The sequence below is a fragment of the Shinella sp. H4-D48 genome (assembly GCF_022637395.1).
GTDB lineage: Bacteria > Pseudomonadota > Alphaproteobacteria > Rhizobiales > Rhizobiaceae > Shinella > Shinella sedimenti.
The window spans coordinates 2,412,213-2,427,518 of record NZ_CP093337.1 but is presented as its reverse complement, the minus strand read 5'-3'; the positions used below and the strand labels follow the sequence as shown (position 1 = coordinate 2,427,518).

The following is a 15,306-nucleotide window of genomic DNA, read 5'->3' as shown; positions in this document are numbered from 1 at the left end:
CTGGCGGCCTTGCGGAATGGGGCCGATACGCTCGAGGCGGGGCTGGCGCGGCGCGGCGCGGATAGCGACGATTGCCCCTCACCCCCCTGCCGGGACCCTCTTCCCGCGGGCGGGGAGAAGGGGCTGGAGGGCGTGTTTTATTCTCCAGCAACGACCCCTGGTGAAGAAAGCCCGGCATCTCTTCCTTCTCCCTGTTTGCGGAAAGACAATCCCGACAGCGGAACGACGGGCACGTCGGAAGCGCTTTCGTCTGCCACAAAGCGGATCGTTCTGAGCAATCGACGGCAGATCGGCCACTGGCACTGCAAAGCGCGGCTGGCGCAGATGCCGCCGAAAGGCGACTGGCGGGTGTGGCTGCTGATGGGTGGTCGCGGCTCCGGCAAGACGCGGGCCGGGGCGGAGTGGGTGCAGGAGATCGCCCTCAAATTGGCCGGCATCCGCATTGCGTTGGTGGCTGAAACGCTGGGCGACGCGCGTGAAGTGATGATCGACGGCGTCTCCGGCCTCTGCAGGATCGCGGGCCGCAACAGGCCGGATTTCGAGGCATCGCGCCGGCGGCTCGTCTGGCCGAACGGTTCGATCGGGCAGATCTTCTCGTCCGAAGACCCGGAAAGCCTGCGCGGGCCGCAGTTTCATTTCGCCTGGTGCGACGAGCTCGGCAAGTGGAAACATGCGCAGGAGACCTGGGACATGCTGCAATTCGGCCTGCGTCTCGGCGAGGATCCGCGCGTTCTGGTGACGACGACGCCGCGGCCGGTGCCGCTGTTGAGGGCGCTTGCGAGCGATCCGGCGACGGCCGTGCAGCGCATCCGCACCGACGACAATATCGACAACCTGTCTCCGGGCTTCCTGCGTGCCATGGCCGACCGTTACGGCGGCACGCGGCTCGGCCGGCAGGAGCTGGACGGCGAGCTGATCGCCGACCGCGAGGATGCGCTGTGGAGCCGGCCGCGGCTGGAGGCGATCCGCCTTCGCAGTCCCGGGCCGCTGTCGCGCATCGTCGTGGCGGTCGATCCGCCGGCGACGGCCTCCGCGGCCTCGGTCTGCGGCATCGTCGTGGCCGGGCTCGACCAGACCGGGCGTGCCGTCGTGCTGGCCGACTGCTCGGTAACGGGCGCAAGCCCGGCGGGCTGGGCCAGTGCTGTGGTGCGCGCCTTCCGGCGCTTCGATGCCGACCGGGTGGTGGCGGAAGTCAACCAGGGCGGCGACATGGTGACGGCGATGCTGCGCAGCGTCGACGCCGATCTGCCGGTTTCGACGGTCCGGGCGACGCGCGGAAAATTCCTGCGCGCCGAACCGGTGGCCGCCCTCTACGAACAGGGCCGGGTGGCCCATGCGGCGGCCGTTGCCGAACTGGAGGACCAGATGTGCGATTTCGGCCCGGACGGGTTGTCTTCCGGCCGCTCGCCTGACCGGCTCGATGCGCTCGTCTGGGCGTTGACGGCGCTGGTGCTCGACCGGCAGGGCGAACCGCGCGTGCGGGGGATATGACGATGGCAATCGATCGCAAGGGCTTCTTCGACGGCGTGCGCGGGCCGCTCTATGGCGGGCGGCTGGCGCGGGCGCAGGTCGCCGGCATGAGCGCGCTCATCGACCGCTTCGAGGCGGGCGGCGAGACGGGCGGCCGGCGCTTCCTCGCCTATATGCTGGCGACGGCGCATCACGAGACGGGTGGGCGCATGCAGCCGGTGCGCGAGACCTTCGCCGCGACCGACGACACCGCGATCGCTCGCCTCGACCGGGCCTTTGCCGAGGGGCGCCTGCCGCAGGTCTCCGCGCCCTACTGGCGACGCGACGCCGACGGGAAGACCTGGCTCGGGCGCGGGCTGGTCCAGATCACGCACCGGCGCAACTACGAGCGGCTGTCATCGCTGATCGGCGTCGATCTCGTGCAGCGCCCCGAGCGGGCGATGGAGATGGCGGTGTCGGTGGAAATCCTCGTCGTCGGCATGCTGCGTGGGGCCTTCACCGGCCGGCGGCTGGCTGATTGCTTTTCACCCGGCCGTGCCGACTGGATCGGCGCGCGGCGCATCATCAACGGACTGGACCGCGCCGAGCGCGTGGCGGGGTATGGGCGGGCGTTTTTCACCGCGCTGGGCGGGTAGGGGCGCTTCCGCCGAACCAACCGCATTTTGCAACGAACCGAGGGCATCATGAAACTGCCATCCATTTTCTCCCGACGGCGCGCGGCGCCGGCGGAAACCAAGGCGTCGGGCTTCTTCACGCTGACGGCCGAGGGGCGGGCGCACTGGTCGAGCCGGTCCTATGCCTCGCTGTCGCGCGAAGGCTTCATGAAGAACCCGATCGCGCACCGCGCGGTGCGGATGATCGCGGAGGCCGCCGCCTCGGTGCCCTGGCTCGCCTATGAGGGCGAGAGCGAGCGGCCCGGCGATGCGCGTCTTACGCTGCTTTCCCGCCCGAATGGGCGCATGGCGGGCACGGATTTCTTCGAGACGCTTTACGGGCACCTGCTGCTTGCCGGCAATGCCTTCGTCGAGGGCGTGCGGGTGGGCGAGGACTTGCGCGAACTGCACCTGCTGCGGCCCGACCGGGTGCGCATCGTCGAGGGACGGGACGGCTGGCCTGAGGCCTACGAATACCGCACAGGCAACCATGTGCGCCGCCACCGCGCGGGCGACGGGGCCGCAGGCGAGGGGCAGGCGATCCTGCATCTGCGGCTGTTTCACCCGCTCGACGACCAGCTCGGCTTCGCGCCGCTCGAGGCCGCCTCCATGGCGCTCGACCTCTCCAATGCCGCGGCGATCTGGAACAAGGCGCTGCTCGACAATTCGGCGCGTCCCTCCGGCGCACTCGTCTACCAGCCGAAGGAGGGGGGCAATCTTTCGCCCGACCAGTATTCACGGCTGAAGAGCGAACTGGAGGACGGCTATTCGGGCGCGGCGCGTGCCGGCAGGCCGATGTTGCTGGAAGGCGGGCTGGACTGGAAGGCGATGGGGCTTTCGCCGCGCGAGATGGATTTCGTGGAGGCCAAGAACGGCGCGGCGCGCGACATCGCGCTCGCCTTCGGCGTGCCGCCCATGCTGATCGGTGTGCCCGGCGACGCGACCTATGCCAACTACCAAGAGGCCAACCGCGCCTTCTGGCGGCTGACGGTGCTGCCGCTGGTGAGCCGCACAGCCGCAGCCTTCGCCAACTGGTTCTCCGAGGAAGGCGAGGCCGCGCTGCGGCTGGTGCCGGACCTCGACCAGGTGAGCGGCCTTGCCGCGGAACGTTCCGAACTCTGGGCGCGGGTGGGGGCGGCCGGTTTCCTGACGGACGAGGAGAAGCGGCGGGCGGTAGGGTATTGAAGGTGCGGTGCATCCCCCTCTGTCCTGCCGGACATCTCCCGAAAACGTCAGAGAAACAGATCGTTGCCCGGGGGAGCTGAATCGTTTTGCCGCCTTCCGGATTCAACATCTGAACGCGTTGAATCGGACTACGAGGAAAGCGCGCCAAGGGATTCAAAAGACTCAGCGTTTGCCGCGCCCGCCGCAGAGAAGCCGGCGTGTCCTCGGCCATTTGGCCGATGCTTCTGGATTTTCATAATAATCTGAAAGGCTTAACAATGGCTGACTTCGGAAACGATAGCGGGCTGTGGACGGCCCGTCTGGTCGGGGCGTCGGCGGGAGCCGCCGTCTCGTTGATCTACCTGCTGCCCAAAAGCCGTCGCGAGGCGGCGTGCCGGTTCTTCACCGGCCTTGCCTGCGGGCTCGTCTTCGGCGGGCCGGCCGGGCTGTGGATTGCCGTCCGCCTGGGCATCGCAAGCTATCTAGGGCCGGTGGAAGTGCTGCTGACCGGGTCGGCCGCGGCGAGCCTCTCGGCCTGGTGGGGGCTGGGCGTACTGGCGCGCGCGGCGGAGCGGATGAAGCAGTAGCGCGTGGGAAATAGCCCGTAGGCAAGGCAGTAGGCCGTGGATCGGACGCTCGCGTGGCGACCCTGCTGGCTGCTGCCAAATTCCAAATCCTCCTTTCATATCGGAGCAACCAATGACAACCGACGACCTGCCGGTCTGGCGGACGAAGAAGTATGCCGATCTGACGCTCGCCGGCGTTTCCGGCGACGGGGCGTTTTCGGGTTATGCCAGCCTGTTCGGCGAGGTGGACCTGGGCAAGGACGCGATCGCGCCCGGCGCCTTCGTGCAATCGCTCACCAGGCGCGGCGCGTCTGGCGTGCGCATGCTTTTCCAGCACGATCCGGCCGAGCCCATCGGGCGCTGGCGCACCATCCGCGAGGACGAGCGCGGGCTCTATGTCGAGGGTGTGCTGTCGCCCGGCGTGGCGCGGGCCCGCGAGGTGCTGAACCTCATGAAATCCGGTGCGCTCGACGGCCTTTCCATCGGTTTCCAGACAGTGCGTTCCAGGACCGACCGCTCGAGCGGCGTGCGGCGCATCCTCGAGGCCGATCTCTGGGAAATCTCGATCGTCACCTTTCCCATGCTGCCTTCGGCGCGGGTGTCGAACGTGAAGAATGCGCGGTGGTTCCGCGACAAGGAAACGGAGCTCGTGCGCACCATGCGCCGGGCGGCCCGGATGATGATGCAACGCTAACAGGAGCACAGCACGACATGACGGATACCCTCAAGACCGCGCCGGAAATCAAGGCGGTGCCGGAAACCATGACCGCCGCCTTCGACGACTTCATGGAGGCCTTCGAAGCCTTCAAGGAGACCAACGACCGCAGGCTCGGCGAGATCGAGCAGAAACTGACCAGCGATGTGGTGACCCGTGAGAAGGTGGACCGCATCAACCGCGCCATGGACGACCAAAAGCGGGTGCTCGACCAGCTGGCGCTGAAGAAGGCGCGGCCGGCGCTTGGCGGCAGCGGTGCTGTGAGCCTGGAAGCGGCCGAACACAAGGCGGCATTTTCCGCCTATATGCGACGCGGCGATGAAAGCGCCCTGCGCGCGCTGGACGAAAAGGCCATGTCCGTCGGCTCGGCGGCGGACGGCGGCTACCTCGTGCCGCCGGAGACCGACACGGAAATCGGCCGCCGGCTTTCCGCCGCTTCGCCGATCCGGGCGCTCGCCACGGTGCGCCAGGTTTCGGGCGCGGTGCTGAAAAAGCCGTTCGCCACATCGGGCATGGCCTCCGGCTGGGTGTCCGAAACGGCGTCGCGCCCGCAGACCGGCACGGCGCAGCTTGCCGAACTCTCCTTCCCGACCATGGAGCTCTACGCCATGCCGGCGGCGACGGCGGCCCTGCTCGACGATGCGGCGGTGGACGTGGAAAGCTGGATTGCCTCGGAGGTGGACATCGTCTTCGGCGAGCAGGAAGGGACCGCCTTCGTTTCCGGTGACGGGACCAACAAGCCGAAGGGTTTCCTCAGCTATACCAACGTGGCGGATGCCGGCTGGAGCTGGGGCAATATCGGCTATATCGCCACGGGGGCCGCCGGCGCCTTCAAGGCGAGCGGCCCGTCCGACACGCTGATCGACACGATCTATGCGCTGAAGGCGGGGCACCGGCAGAATGCGAGCTTTGTGATGAACCGCAAGACGCAAGGCGCGATCCGCAAGTTCAAGGATGCCGACGGCAATTATCTCTGGCGCCCGCCGGCAACGCCGGGCCAGGCGGCTTCGCTGATGGGCTTTGCCATCGCCGAGGCCGAGGACATGCCCGACGTGGCGGCCGACAGCTTCTCCATCGCCTTCGGCGATTTCCGCGCCGGCTATCTCGTCGTCGACCGCACAGGCGTTCGCGTGCTGCGTGATCCCTATTCCGCCAAGCCCTACGTCCTTTTCTATACGACCAAGCGCGTGGGCGGTGGCGTGCAGAACTTCGAGGCGATCAAGCTGGTGAAGTTCGCGGCGAGCTGAGGTCTCGGTCGCCAGCGTATCCGCTCCCTCTCCCTGCCTGCGGGCAGAAGGGGTCGCGGGCGCTGCTTTCCTTCCTCCATTCTTCTCGCACCGGCGGTCGTCCCCTGCCGCCGGTGCCGGCGGGCGCGGCTCTTCCTCCCGGCCGCGCCCGCATCCCTTTCACCGCAAGAGGACGACCATGACCATTGCCGAACTTCTACCGCCCGCGGCCGAGCCGATCACGCTTGCCGAGGCGAAGGCGCATCTGCGCCTGGAGACCGACGACGAGGATGCGCTGCTCGCAGCGCTCATCCGCACCGCCCGCGACCATCTGGAAAGCGAGACGGGGCTCTGCCTCATCACGCGGACGCTGAGGCTCTATCTCGATGGCTGGCCGGACGGCCAGATGATTCAGATTACCAGAGGGCCGGTGCAAACCATTGAAACCGTAACGGTTTATGATGAACTGGGTGATCCTGTAGAGGTGGCGCTTGCAGGCGCCGTGCTCGACGGGACCGCCCGCCCGGCGCGGCTCTTGCTGCCGGACCGTCCGGAGACCAGACGCGCGCTCAACGGCATCGAGATCGATTTCACCGCCGGCTTCGGCGAAAGCGGCGCTGATGTGCCCGATACGCTGAAGCGGGCGCTGCTGCTGCATGTGGCGGCGATGTTCGAGTTGCGCGGCGTCGTCTCGCTGGACGACCAGCCGGGCGCGGTGCCGCAAGGCTACGACCGTCTCATCGCACCCCATCGCCTGCGGAGGCTGTGATGACGAAACCCATCGATCCCGGCGCGCTGAGCGTGCGGCTGGTGCTGGAGCGCCCGGTGGAAACGTCGGACGGGCAGGGCGGCGTGGAGACCGGGTTCGCCGCGCTCGCGACGCTCTGGGCGCGCATCGAGCCGGTATCGGCCGGCCTCAGTGAGGCAGCCGGCGCGCTGCAACGGCGGGTGACGCACCGCATCTGGCTGCGCGCGCGCGGCGATCTCAACGGCGGCATGCGGCTGCGCAAGGGCGCGCGTATTTTCGCGCTCGTCGCCTTCCGCGATCCGGACGAAACGGGGCGCTACACGCTCTGCGACTGCGAGGAGTTGAGCCCATGAGCGCGGCATCCGCCTTGCAGAAGGCGGTCTTCGGACGGCTTTCCGCCGATGCGGCGCTGACGGCACTCGTCGGCCCCGACGGCATCACCGACCGCAGGCTTTCCCAGCCGGCGGCGCCGCTTCTGGTGATCGCCGGCATCGACAGCACCGATCATTCGACGGCGAGCGAGCCGGGCGAGCAGCACACGGTGCTGCTGGAGGCCTGGAGCGAGGCGGCGGGCCACAAGACCGTGCAGGCCATCGCGGCGGCGGTTCGCGCCGCCCTGCATGACGCGCCGCTCGCGCTGGATGGCCATCACCTCGTTTTGCTGCTGCACCGCGACACGCAGCTGCGGCGGGACGGCAAGTCGCGCTTCCACCGCGCCGAAATGCGCTTTCGGGCCGTGACGGAGCCCGTTCTCTAACAACGTTTCATGGAAAGGATCGGGCCATGGTGGCACAGAAGGGGCGGGATCTGCTGCTCAAAGTCGATAACGGTACGGGCTTCGCGACGGTCGCGGGGCTGCGCTCGAAACGGCTGTCGTTCAACACGCAGCTCGTCGACGTGACCGACGCGGAGTCGGCGGGACGCTGGCGTGAACTGCTGGGCGGTGCAGGTGTGCAGCGCGCGGCCGTTTCCGGCAGCGGTATCTTCAAGGACCAGGCATCGGACGCGCTGGTGCGCTCGCTGTTCTTCGCCGGCGCGATCGTGCCCTGGCAGGTGGTGATCCCCGATTTCGGCAAGGTCTCCGGCGCGTTCCAGATCGCGGCGCTGGAATATTCCGGCGCGCATGACGGCGAGGTGGTTTTCGAGATCGCGCTTGAATCTGCGGGACAACTGACCTTCGAGGTGGTGTGATGGGCGCGCGGGCAAACCGGCATCGCGGCGAGATCGAGGCCGACTTCGACGGCATCCGGCGGGTGCTGTGCCTGACGCTCGGCGCGCTCGCCGAGCTGGAAACGGCCTTTGCCGTCGACAGCCTGACCGGGCTTGCCGAGCGCTTTTCCTCCGGGCGGCTGAAGGCGGACGACCTGATCCGCATCATTGGTGCCGGGCTGCGCGGCGGCGGCAACCTTTTCAGCGACGAGGAGGTGGCGGCCATGGCGGTGGCGGACGGGCTGGCGGGTTTCGCGCGCATTGCCGCCGAACTGCTGCAGGCGACCTTCGGCGGGGCGGCGCAAAACGAAAACCCTTGAGGGCCGCATCCGGCGCGTCCGGCGCGGCACCTGCCTTCCCCTGGGAGGCAGTGCTGCATGCCGGGCTGTGCCGCATGCGGCTTTCCGCACGTGATTTCTGGGCGATGACTCCGCGCGAGCTTGGCTTCGCTCTCGGCCTGCTGCGGCCTTCGGCGGTGGTGCCGGGGCGCGGGGCTTTGACCGCCCTGATGCAGGCCTTTCCCGACGAGATGGAGTGAAACATGGCGACTTCGGACGACAATGCACGATCCGCCTCGCTTGCCGACACGCGGCAGCAGGCCGAGGCGCTGACAGACGTGTTCGACGATCTGGAGGCGCGCTCGCGCTCCTTCGGCTTCGCGCTGACCTCGGCGCTGAAGGGCGCGGTGGTGGACGGACGCAGGCTGGACAGCGTGCTGCGCGGGCTCGCGCTGCGCATGAGCGACATCGCGCTTTCGGTGGGCCTGAAGCCGCTGGAAGGGTTGCTGTCGTCAGGCATTTCCAACCTGCTCGGCGGCGCGACGCCCTTCGCCAAGGGCGGTGTCGTCTCTGCGCCGACCTATTTCGGCAGCGGCGGCGGACTGGGATTGATGGGCGAGGCGGGCGCGGAAACGATCCTTCCGCTGAAGCGGGGGCCGGACGGTTCGCTTGGCGTTGCCGCCGGCGGGGGTGGTGCAGGGCAGATCGTCTTCAACGTGACAACGCAGGACGCGGCGAGCTTCCGCAAATCCGAGGGACAGATTGCCGCCATGCTGACGCGTGCGGTGGGGCGCGGGCAGCGGAGTTTGTGAGCGTTTGGGGGCGGGGGCCCAGATTGCGACGCCCACCGTTGGCGATGGCGTCGCGGCGAGAGGTGCCAGCAGGCGGGTGAAGGGCAGTCCCATTTATGGAGATATCGAGATGGCGGGATTTCATGATGTGCGGTTTCCCTTGCGGGTCGCGCTCGGTACAAGCGGCGGGCCGGTCAGGCGCACGGATATCGTCAGCCTTTCCAACGGCCGGGAGAACCGCAATCGCCGCTGGCAGGACGCGCGCCGGCGCTATGACGCCGGCTCGGGCGTGCGCTCCGTGGATGATCTCTACGCGGTGCTGAACTTCTTCGAGGCGCGGGCGGGGCAGTTCAACGGGTTTCGCTTCCGCGATCCCGTTGACCACAAGTCCTGCGCGCCCGGCGCGACCGTGAGTGCGACCGATCAGCTGCTTGGCACCGCTGACGGGACGACGGTAATATTCCGATTGGTGAAGCGCTATGCGGATGTGGGCGGCGAGACGGTGCGCCCGATCGAGAAACCCGTGGCGAGCACGGTGGTGGTCTCGGTGGCGGGTGCGGTGGTGCCGACGGGAGACTATGTGGTCAACCATGCGGCGGGTCTCGTGACCTTCAAGCCGGACAAGATCCCGGCTGCCGGCGCGGTGCGGGCGGGTTTCGAATTCGACGTGCCGGTGCGTTTCGATACCGACCGCATCGATATCGACCTTGCCCAGTTCAATGCGGGCCGCATTCCCTCCATTCCGCTGGTGGAGATCAGGCCATGAGGACGATTCCGGTAGGGCTGCAGGCCCATCTCGACGGCGAGGCGACGACGCTGTGCAATGCCTGGCGCGTCGTGCGCCGCGACGACGTCGTTCTCGGCTTTACCGATCACGACCGCGACCTTGAATTCGACGGTCTCACCTATCTCGCGGCGAGCGGCTTCGAAGCGAGCGAGACGGAGGACGGCAACGGCCTTTCCGCCGAGGGCGGCGATGTCTCCGGCGGTTTTTCGGCGGATGCGATCACGGCGGAGGACCTGTCGGCCGGGCGCTATGACGGCGCGAAGGTCGAGGTGTTCCTGGTCAACTGGCAGGAGACCGGGCAGCGGCTCCTTCTGCGCACCGCCGAGCTTGGTGAAGTGCGCCGCGAGGGCGGGCTTTTCCGCGCCGAGCTTCGGCGCCTCACGCACAAGCTCGATCAGGTGAAGGGCCGTATCTATGGCCGGCAGTGCGACGCCGTGTTGGGCGACGGACGCTGCGGCGTCAATCTTGCCGCCTACCGCGCGACCGCGACGGTCAGCGCGGTCACTGATGACATGCACATCGACGTGACCGGCCTTTCGGGTTTCGCGGAGCGCTTCTTCCGCTACGGCGTGCTTTCCTTCACCGGCGGGGCGGCGGCCGGGCTTTCGGCCGATATCGAGGATCACCGTAAAGGTGCCGGCGTCGATTCTCTCACGCTCTGGCTGCCCATGGCGGCGGGTGTGGCCGTTGGCGATACGCTGCAGGTGACGGCGGGCTGCGACAAGCGCTTTTCCACCTGCAAGGCGAAGTTCAACAACCGGCTGAACTTCCAGGGTTTTCCCCATATGCCGGGCAGCGATTTCAGCTACGGCTATGCCGACGGCCAGACCGTGCATGACGGGAGGCCGCTCTATGGCTGATGATTTCGGGTACCGGATCGTGGCCGTGGCGCGCGGTTTCATCGGCACACCGTATCGGCATCAGGGCTCGCTGAAGGGCGTCGGTTGCGATTGCCTCGGGCTGGTGCGCGGCGTTTGGCGCGAACTCTATGGCGCCGAGCCGGAGGTGCCGGCACCCTATGCGCCGGACTGGGCCGAGCGGGCAGGCGAGGAGCGGTTGCTGCTCGCCGCCGCACGGCACTGCGGGCCGGCGCTGCCCGCCTCGGCGCTCAGGCCGGGCGATCTCCTCATCTTCCGCTGGCAGGAGGCGGCGGCGGCCAAGCATGCCGGTATCGCCGCGCCGGATGCGCGCTTCATTCACGCCTATGAGCAGGCGGCGGTGATCGAATCGCCGCTCATTCCCTCCTGGCGCCGGCGCATTGCCGGCGTCTTCCGCTTCCCGGAGCTTTCCTGATCCATGGCGACCATTCTCTTCCAGGCGGCGGGTGCCGCCCTCGGCGGCGTGTTCGGGCCTGTCGGCGCCATCGTCGGCCGCGCCGTGGGCGCGCTTGCGGGCTCCATCGTCGACCGATCCCTCATCAACGGTTCGAAGACGATCACCGGCCCGCGGCTTGGTGACGCGCGCCTGCCGGGTGCCGATGAGGGAACGGCGATCGGCCGCGTCTACGGCACCATGCGGGTGGGCGGCACGCTGATCTGGGCGACGCGCTTCGAGGAGGAGGTTACGGTCGAGCGGCAGGGCGGCAAGGGCCGCGGGCCGCGCGTCGAAACCTATCGCTACTATGCGAACCTCGCCGTGGGCATCTGCGAAGGGCCGATTGCGGCGGTGCGCCGCGTGTGGGCCGACGGCCGCGAACTGGACCTGCGCTCCGTCGAGATGCGCATCCACAAGGGCACGCGCACGCAGCAGCCCGATCCGCTGATCGAAGCCAAGCAGGGTGCAGGCAACACGCCGGCCTATCGCGGGCTCGCCTATGCGGTTTTCGAACGGCTGCCGCTCGACAGCTACGGCAACCGCCTGCCGGTGCTGCAATTCGAGGTGCTGCGGCCGGTCGGCGCGCTGGAAACGGATATCCGCGCGGTGACGATCATTCCCGGCTCAAGTGAGCACGGTTACGATCCCGGCCTGGTGACGGAGAATTTCGGCAACGGCTCGGCACGCCATGTCAACCGCAACACGCTGACCGCCTCCACCGACTGGCAGGCCTCCATCGATGAATTGCAGGCGCTGTGTCCCAATCTCAAGCGGGTCGGGCTGGTGGTGGGCTGGTTCGGCACGGACCTGCGGGCAGGCCAGTGCCGGATCGTCCCGGGCGTCGAGGTTTCCGCGCGTGGGCAGGAGACACGGCCGTGGCGCGTTTCAGGCATTGCGCGCGGCAACGCACATGTGGTGAGCCGCAACGGCGGCTCGCCTGCGTACGGGGGCACGCCTTCCGATGCCGGGGTGATCGCGGCGATCCGCAATCTGAAGGCGCGGGGACTGGAGGTCTATCTCTATCCCTTCCTTCTGATGGACGTTCCCGCTGACAATACCCTGCCGGACCCCTATGGCGCGGCCCTGCAGGCGCCCTATCCGTGGCGCGGCCGCATCACCTGTTATCCGCCCGGTGCGGACAAGACCAATGCCGCGCGCAGCCAGGTGCAGGCATTCCTCGGCAACGCCCAGGCCGGCCATTTCTCCATATCGGGCGAGACGGTTATGGGACCTTCAGGCGACAGCGGTTTCCGCAGGCTCATCCTGCACTACGCGCATCTGGCGGAAGTGGCGGGCGGCGTGCATGGCTTTCTTATCGGTTCGGAAATGCGCGGCCTGACCTGGCTGCGCGATGCGGCCGGGCGCTTTCCCTTTGTCGACGGCTTGTGCGATCTGGCGGCGGACGTGCGTGCGGTGCTGCGCGCCGGCACGAAGATCACCTACGCGGCCGACTGGAGCGAGTATTTCGGCTTCCAGCCGGCCGATGGCAGCGGCGAGGTGCGCTATCACCTCGATCCGCTCTGGGCCTCCCCTGCCATCGACGCCGTCGGCATCGACAATTATATGCCGCTTGCCGACTGGCAGGACGGCGACACCGTCGCCGGCAATCCAGACGACTTCCGCCATGCTGAAGACGTGGCCGCGATGCGCGCCCATATCAGGAGCGGAGAGGGCTTCGACTGGTATTATGCCAGCGCCGCGGACCGCCGGGCGCGCAGCCGCACGCCGATCACCGACGGCATGGCCGGCAAGCCATGGGTGTTCCGCTACAAGGATATCGAAAGCTGGTGGGCGAACCGCCACTATGAGCGCGGCCCCGGTGGCACCGAGCTTGCGAGCCCGACCGCCTGGGTGCCGCGCTCCAAGCCGATCTGGTTCACGGAACTGGGTTGCCCGGCCGTGGACAAGGGCGCAAACCAGCCGAACGTCTTCGTCGATCCGAAAAGCGCGGAAAATGCGCTGCCCTATCATTCCGGCGGCGCCCGTGCCGATTCGACCCAGCGCCGTTTCCTCGACGCGCATCACAGCTGGTGGCAGGGTGAGGGCCCAGAACCGGGCATGGTGGATCCCGGCCGCATCTTCCTGTGGACCTGGGACGCGCGGCCGTATCCAGCCTTCCCGCAGAAAACAGGGCTTTGGTCCGACGGAAGCAACTGGCAGCGCGGTCACTGGCTGAGCGGGCGGCTGGGTACCGGCACCGTCGCCGATGTCATCGCCGCCATCCTGCGCGATCACGGCTTCTCGGATTTCGACGTGTCCGGCGTTTCCGGTGACCTGCCGGGCTTCGTGCAAGGCGAACAGGCTTCGGCGCGGGCGATGATCGAGCCGATCATGGCGGCATTCCAGATCGACGCGCTGGAGGCGAACGGCCGGCTGACCTTCCGCTCGCGGCTGAAATCCGCGCTGCCGCCCGAGGATCTCGATGTGCTCGCCGAGCGGCCGGACGAGGCGCTGTTCGAGGAAAGCCGCGCGCATATCAGCGAATTCGCCGGCGAGGCGATCCTCGATCATTTCGACGATGCCGGCGCCTATGCGCATGCCACGACACGCTCGCGACGCATGGCCGGCGACACCGACCGGGTGCTGCGGCTCGGCCTGCCGGCCGTGCTGCATGCGGGGGCGGCTGCCTCGGCGGTCGAGACGGCCTTGCGCGATCACCGGGCCGCACAGCGGCGCGTGACATTTCGTCTGCCGCCGACGGCGCTCGGTGTCACGCCCGGCGATGTCGTGCGGCTGACGGACGGCCCGGCGGGGCGTTTCCTGATCACCGACATCACCGACGGGTTGGTGCGCGAGGTGGAGGCGCGGGCGATTGCGGCCGGCGACAACGGCGCGCCGACGCTGGGCGAGGGGGGCGGGGAGCCCGTGAACGGTCCGGGCCCATCGGATGCCTTCGCGCCCGAAATCGTTCTGCTCGACCTGCCCGTTCTCGGCTCCGGCAGCGCGCAGGATTTCGCGCGCGCCGCCGCCTATGCCAAGCCGTGGCGCGCCATGGTCCTCTCTAGTTCAGAGGGATTGGAGGGGTTCAGGCCGCGGGCGCGGCTGGACCGGCCGGCGCGCATCGGCCGACTCGTCGAACCGCTTGCGCCCGGGCCGGTGGGATTGTCCGACCTCTCCAATGTCATTGTCCTCGATCTGCCGGGCGGTGAGCTCGCCTCGGCCGATATGGTGAGCATGCTCAACGGCGCGAACCGGATCGCTGTGCGGGGCGACAACGGGGCATGGGAGGTGATCGGCTTCCAACAGGCGAGCGAAATCGCCCCGGCCCGCTGGCGGCTATCGGGCCTGCTGCGCGCCCTGCATGGCACGGAAGACGCGATGATCTCGGGTCACGCAGCCAATGCGCAGGCGGTGGTGCTGGATGAAACGGTACGGCCGCTCGGGCTCGATGTCGAGGAGGTGGGGCGGCTTTCCAACTGGATCGTCGATGCGGTGGGTGCGCCGCAGGGACAGGCCGGTCCCTATGCTTTTGCCGGTGGCGAACGGGCGCTGACGCCGCTTGCCCCGGTGCATCTACGCGGCGAGCGGGGATCGGACGGCGCAGTGCGCTTTACATGGACGAGGCGCGGGCGGATCGATTCGGACACCTGGCTTGCGACGGAGATCCCGCTCGACGAACCGAACGAGGCCTACCGCCTCGATATCCTCTCCGGTTCCACGGTGGTGCGGAGCTTTGAGGTGACGGCGCCGGCCTGCCTCTATCCATCTGCTAGCGAACTTGCCGATTTCGGTGCCACGCAGGCCTCGATCACCATTCGCGTGCACCAGCTCGGGCGGGCCATTCCGCTTGGCATCGCCGCGCAGGCAACCCTGAACCTCTAGGAGAAGACCATGAACGACGTGAAAGCCTGGTATCAGTCCCGTACCGTCTGGGGCGCGCTGATCGCGATTCTCGCCTCCTTCGCTCACGCTCTGGGGATCGAGGTGACGGCGGGCGACGAGGGTGAACTTGCCGACCTGATCGTCGCCGCAGTCGGCGTCGTAGGCGGGCTCGTGGCGCTGATCGGCCGCCTTTCGGCACGCCGGCGCGTCGGATGACGCTTTGCAGAAAGTCTGCCCGGCATTCATTTGCCATTCAGCGAGGATCGTTTATTGCTTGCGTCACACTGATGAGCACCTGAAAGTATGTCGATGGCTTCGCCAATTCTCATAACCGCACTTGCGGCCAGCCTGATGCACCCGGTCCCGTTCGATGCGGGCGTCCAGCGGGATGTCGTCTCGGTTTCGGGCGACTGCAGCAATGCGGCTGCGCAGGTGGTGTCGCAGACGGGCGGTGAACTGCTTTCGGCGGAGCCGAGCGGCGACAGCTGCGTGGTGACCGTGCTGGTGCCGGGCAAGGACAATGCCCGGCCGCGCAAGGTGACGGTACGCGTACCGATGTAAGA

Annotated in this window: 19 protein-coding genes; all 19 read left to right on the top strand. The window is 67.9% G+C overall.

Annotated elements, in window-relative coordinates; translation table 11 throughout:
• Positions 1 to 264 precede the first annotated feature (264 nt).
• The 19 genes from MNR02_RS11960 to MNR02_RS11870 all read left to right on the top strand — a co-directional run bounded on the left by MNR02_RS11960 (position 265) and on the right by MNR02_RS11870 (position 15,304).
• Entirely contained in the window at positions 265 to 1,491 is a 1,227-nt protein-coding gene (locus tag MNR02_RS11960) for a DNA-packaging protein (RefSeq protein ID WP_371746746.1), read from the top strand.
• A gap of 2 nt (positions 1,492 to 1,493) precedes the next feature.
• Entirely contained in the window at positions 1,494 to 2,105 is a 612-nt protein-coding gene (locus tag MNR02_RS11955) for a glycoside hydrolase family 19 protein (protein WP_241948867.1), read from the top strand.
• A 48-nt stretch (positions 2,106 to 2,153) separates the two neighbouring features.
• Positions 2,154 to 3,308: a phage portal protein gene (locus tag MNR02_RS11950; RefSeq protein WP_241946928.1), complete on the top strand. Its 1,155-nt coding sequence runs from the start codon at positions 2,154 to 2,156 to the stop codon at positions 3,306 to 3,308.
• Positions 3,309 to 3,565: 257 nt separating this feature from the next.
• On the top strand, positions 3,566 to 3,874 hold the full coding sequence (locus MNR02_RS11945) for a DUF6107 family protein (protein ID WP_241948866.1): 309 nt from the start codon (positions 3,566 to 3,568) through the stop codon (positions 3,872 to 3,874).
• A 112-nt stretch (positions 3,875 to 3,986) separates the two neighbouring features.
• Positions 3,987 to 4,547 (top strand): HK97 family phage prohead protease, encoded by a 561-nt coding sequence (locus MNR02_RS11940; RefSeq protein ID WP_241597225.1) that lies wholly within the window; start codon positions 3,987 to 3,989, stop codon positions 4,545 to 4,547.
• A 17-nt stretch (positions 4,548 to 4,564) separates the two neighbouring features.
• Positions 4,565 to 5,815: a phage major capsid protein gene (locus MNR02_RS11935; protein ID WP_241946927.1), complete on the top strand. Its 1,251-nt coding sequence runs from the start codon at positions 4,565 to 4,567 to the stop codon at positions 5,813 to 5,815.
• Positions 5,816 to 5,993: 178 nt separating this feature from the next.
• Complete coding sequence (locus tag MNR02_RS11930; RefSeq protein WP_241946926.1) at positions 5,994 to 6,563, top strand: head-tail connector protein; 570 nt, start codon at positions 5,994 to 5,996, stop codon at positions 6,561 to 6,563.
• Complete coding sequence (locus MNR02_RS11925; RefSeq protein WP_241597217.1) at positions 6,563 to 6,895, top strand: phage head closure protein; 333 nt, start codon at positions 6,563 to 6,565, stop codon at positions 6,893 to 6,895. Before MNR02_RS11930 ends, MNR02_RS11925 begins: the two co-directional genes overlap by 1 nt.
• Positions 6,892 to 7,299, top strand: coding sequence for a DUF3168 domain-containing protein (locus tag MNR02_RS11920; protein WP_241597214.1), 408 nt, complete (start codon positions 6,892 to 6,894; stop codon positions 7,297 to 7,299). The genes MNR02_RS11925 and MNR02_RS11920 overlap by 4 nt, the downstream gene beginning before the upstream one ends.
• A gap of 26 nt (positions 7,300 to 7,325) precedes the next feature.
• On the top strand, positions 7,326 to 7,733 hold the full coding sequence (locus MNR02_RS11915; RefSeq protein ID WP_241946925.1) for a phage major tail protein, TP901-1 family: 408 nt from the start codon (positions 7,326 to 7,328) through the stop codon (positions 7,731 to 7,733).
• Positions 7,733 to 8,071 carry a gene transfer agent family protein gene (locus tag MNR02_RS11910; protein WP_241597208.1) on the top strand — a complete coding sequence of 113 codons (339 nt, stop codon included), beginning with the start codon at positions 7,733 to 7,735 and terminating at the stop codon, positions 8,069 to 8,071. The genes MNR02_RS11915 and MNR02_RS11910 overlap by 1 nt, the downstream gene beginning before the upstream one ends.
• Positions 8,068 to 8,289, top strand: a complete 222-nt coding sequence (locus MNR02_RS11905) for a rcc01693 family protein (protein WP_134647563.1) — start codon at positions 8,068 to 8,070, stop codon at positions 8,287 to 8,289. The genes MNR02_RS11910 and MNR02_RS11905 overlap by 4 nt, the downstream gene beginning before the upstream one ends.
• A 3-nt stretch (positions 8,290 to 8,292) precedes the next feature.
• Complete coding sequence (locus tag MNR02_RS11900; protein WP_241946924.1) at positions 8,293 to 8,841, top strand: phage tail tape measure protein; 549 nt, start codon at positions 8,293 to 8,295, stop codon at positions 8,839 to 8,841.
• A 109-nt stretch (positions 8,842 to 8,950) separates the two neighbouring features.
• Positions 8,951 to 9,586 carry a DUF2460 domain-containing protein gene (locus tag MNR02_RS11895; protein WP_241946923.1) on the top strand — a complete coding sequence of 212 codons (636 nt, stop codon included), beginning with the start codon at positions 8,951 to 8,953 and terminating at the stop codon, positions 9,584 to 9,586.
• On the top strand, positions 9,583 to 10,467 hold the full coding sequence (locus MNR02_RS11890) for a DUF2163 domain-containing protein (protein WP_241946922.1): 885 nt from the start codon (positions 9,583 to 9,585) through the stop codon (positions 10,465 to 10,467). The genes MNR02_RS11895 and MNR02_RS11890 overlap by 4 nt, the downstream gene beginning before the upstream one ends.
• Complete coding sequence (locus tag MNR02_RS11885; RefSeq protein WP_241946921.1) at positions 10,460 to 10,900, top strand: NlpC/P60 family protein; 441 nt, start codon at positions 10,460 to 10,462, stop codon at positions 10,898 to 10,900. Before MNR02_RS11890 ends, MNR02_RS11885 begins: the two co-directional genes overlap by 8 nt.
• Before the next feature lie 3 nt (positions 10,901 to 10,903).
• Complete coding sequence (locus MNR02_RS11880; protein WP_241946920.1) at positions 10,904 to 14,743, top strand: glycoside hydrolase/phage tail family protein; 3,840 nt, start codon at positions 10,904 to 10,906, stop codon at positions 14,741 to 14,743.
• Positions 14,744 to 14,752: 9 nt separating this feature from the next.
• Positions 14,753 to 14,959, top strand: a complete 207-nt coding sequence (locus MNR02_RS11875) for a hypothetical protein (RefSeq protein ID WP_134647551.1) — start codon at positions 14,753 to 14,755, stop codon at positions 14,957 to 14,959.
• A 93-nt stretch (positions 14,960 to 15,052) separates the two neighbouring features.
• The gene (locus tag MNR02_RS11870; RefSeq protein WP_241597194.1) at positions 15,053 to 15,304 is read left to right on the top strand and encodes a hypothetical protein; all 252 of its coding nucleotides are present in this window, start codon (positions 15,053 to 15,055) and stop codon (positions 15,302 to 15,304) included.
• Positions 15,305 to 15,306: the final 2 nt, after the last annotated feature.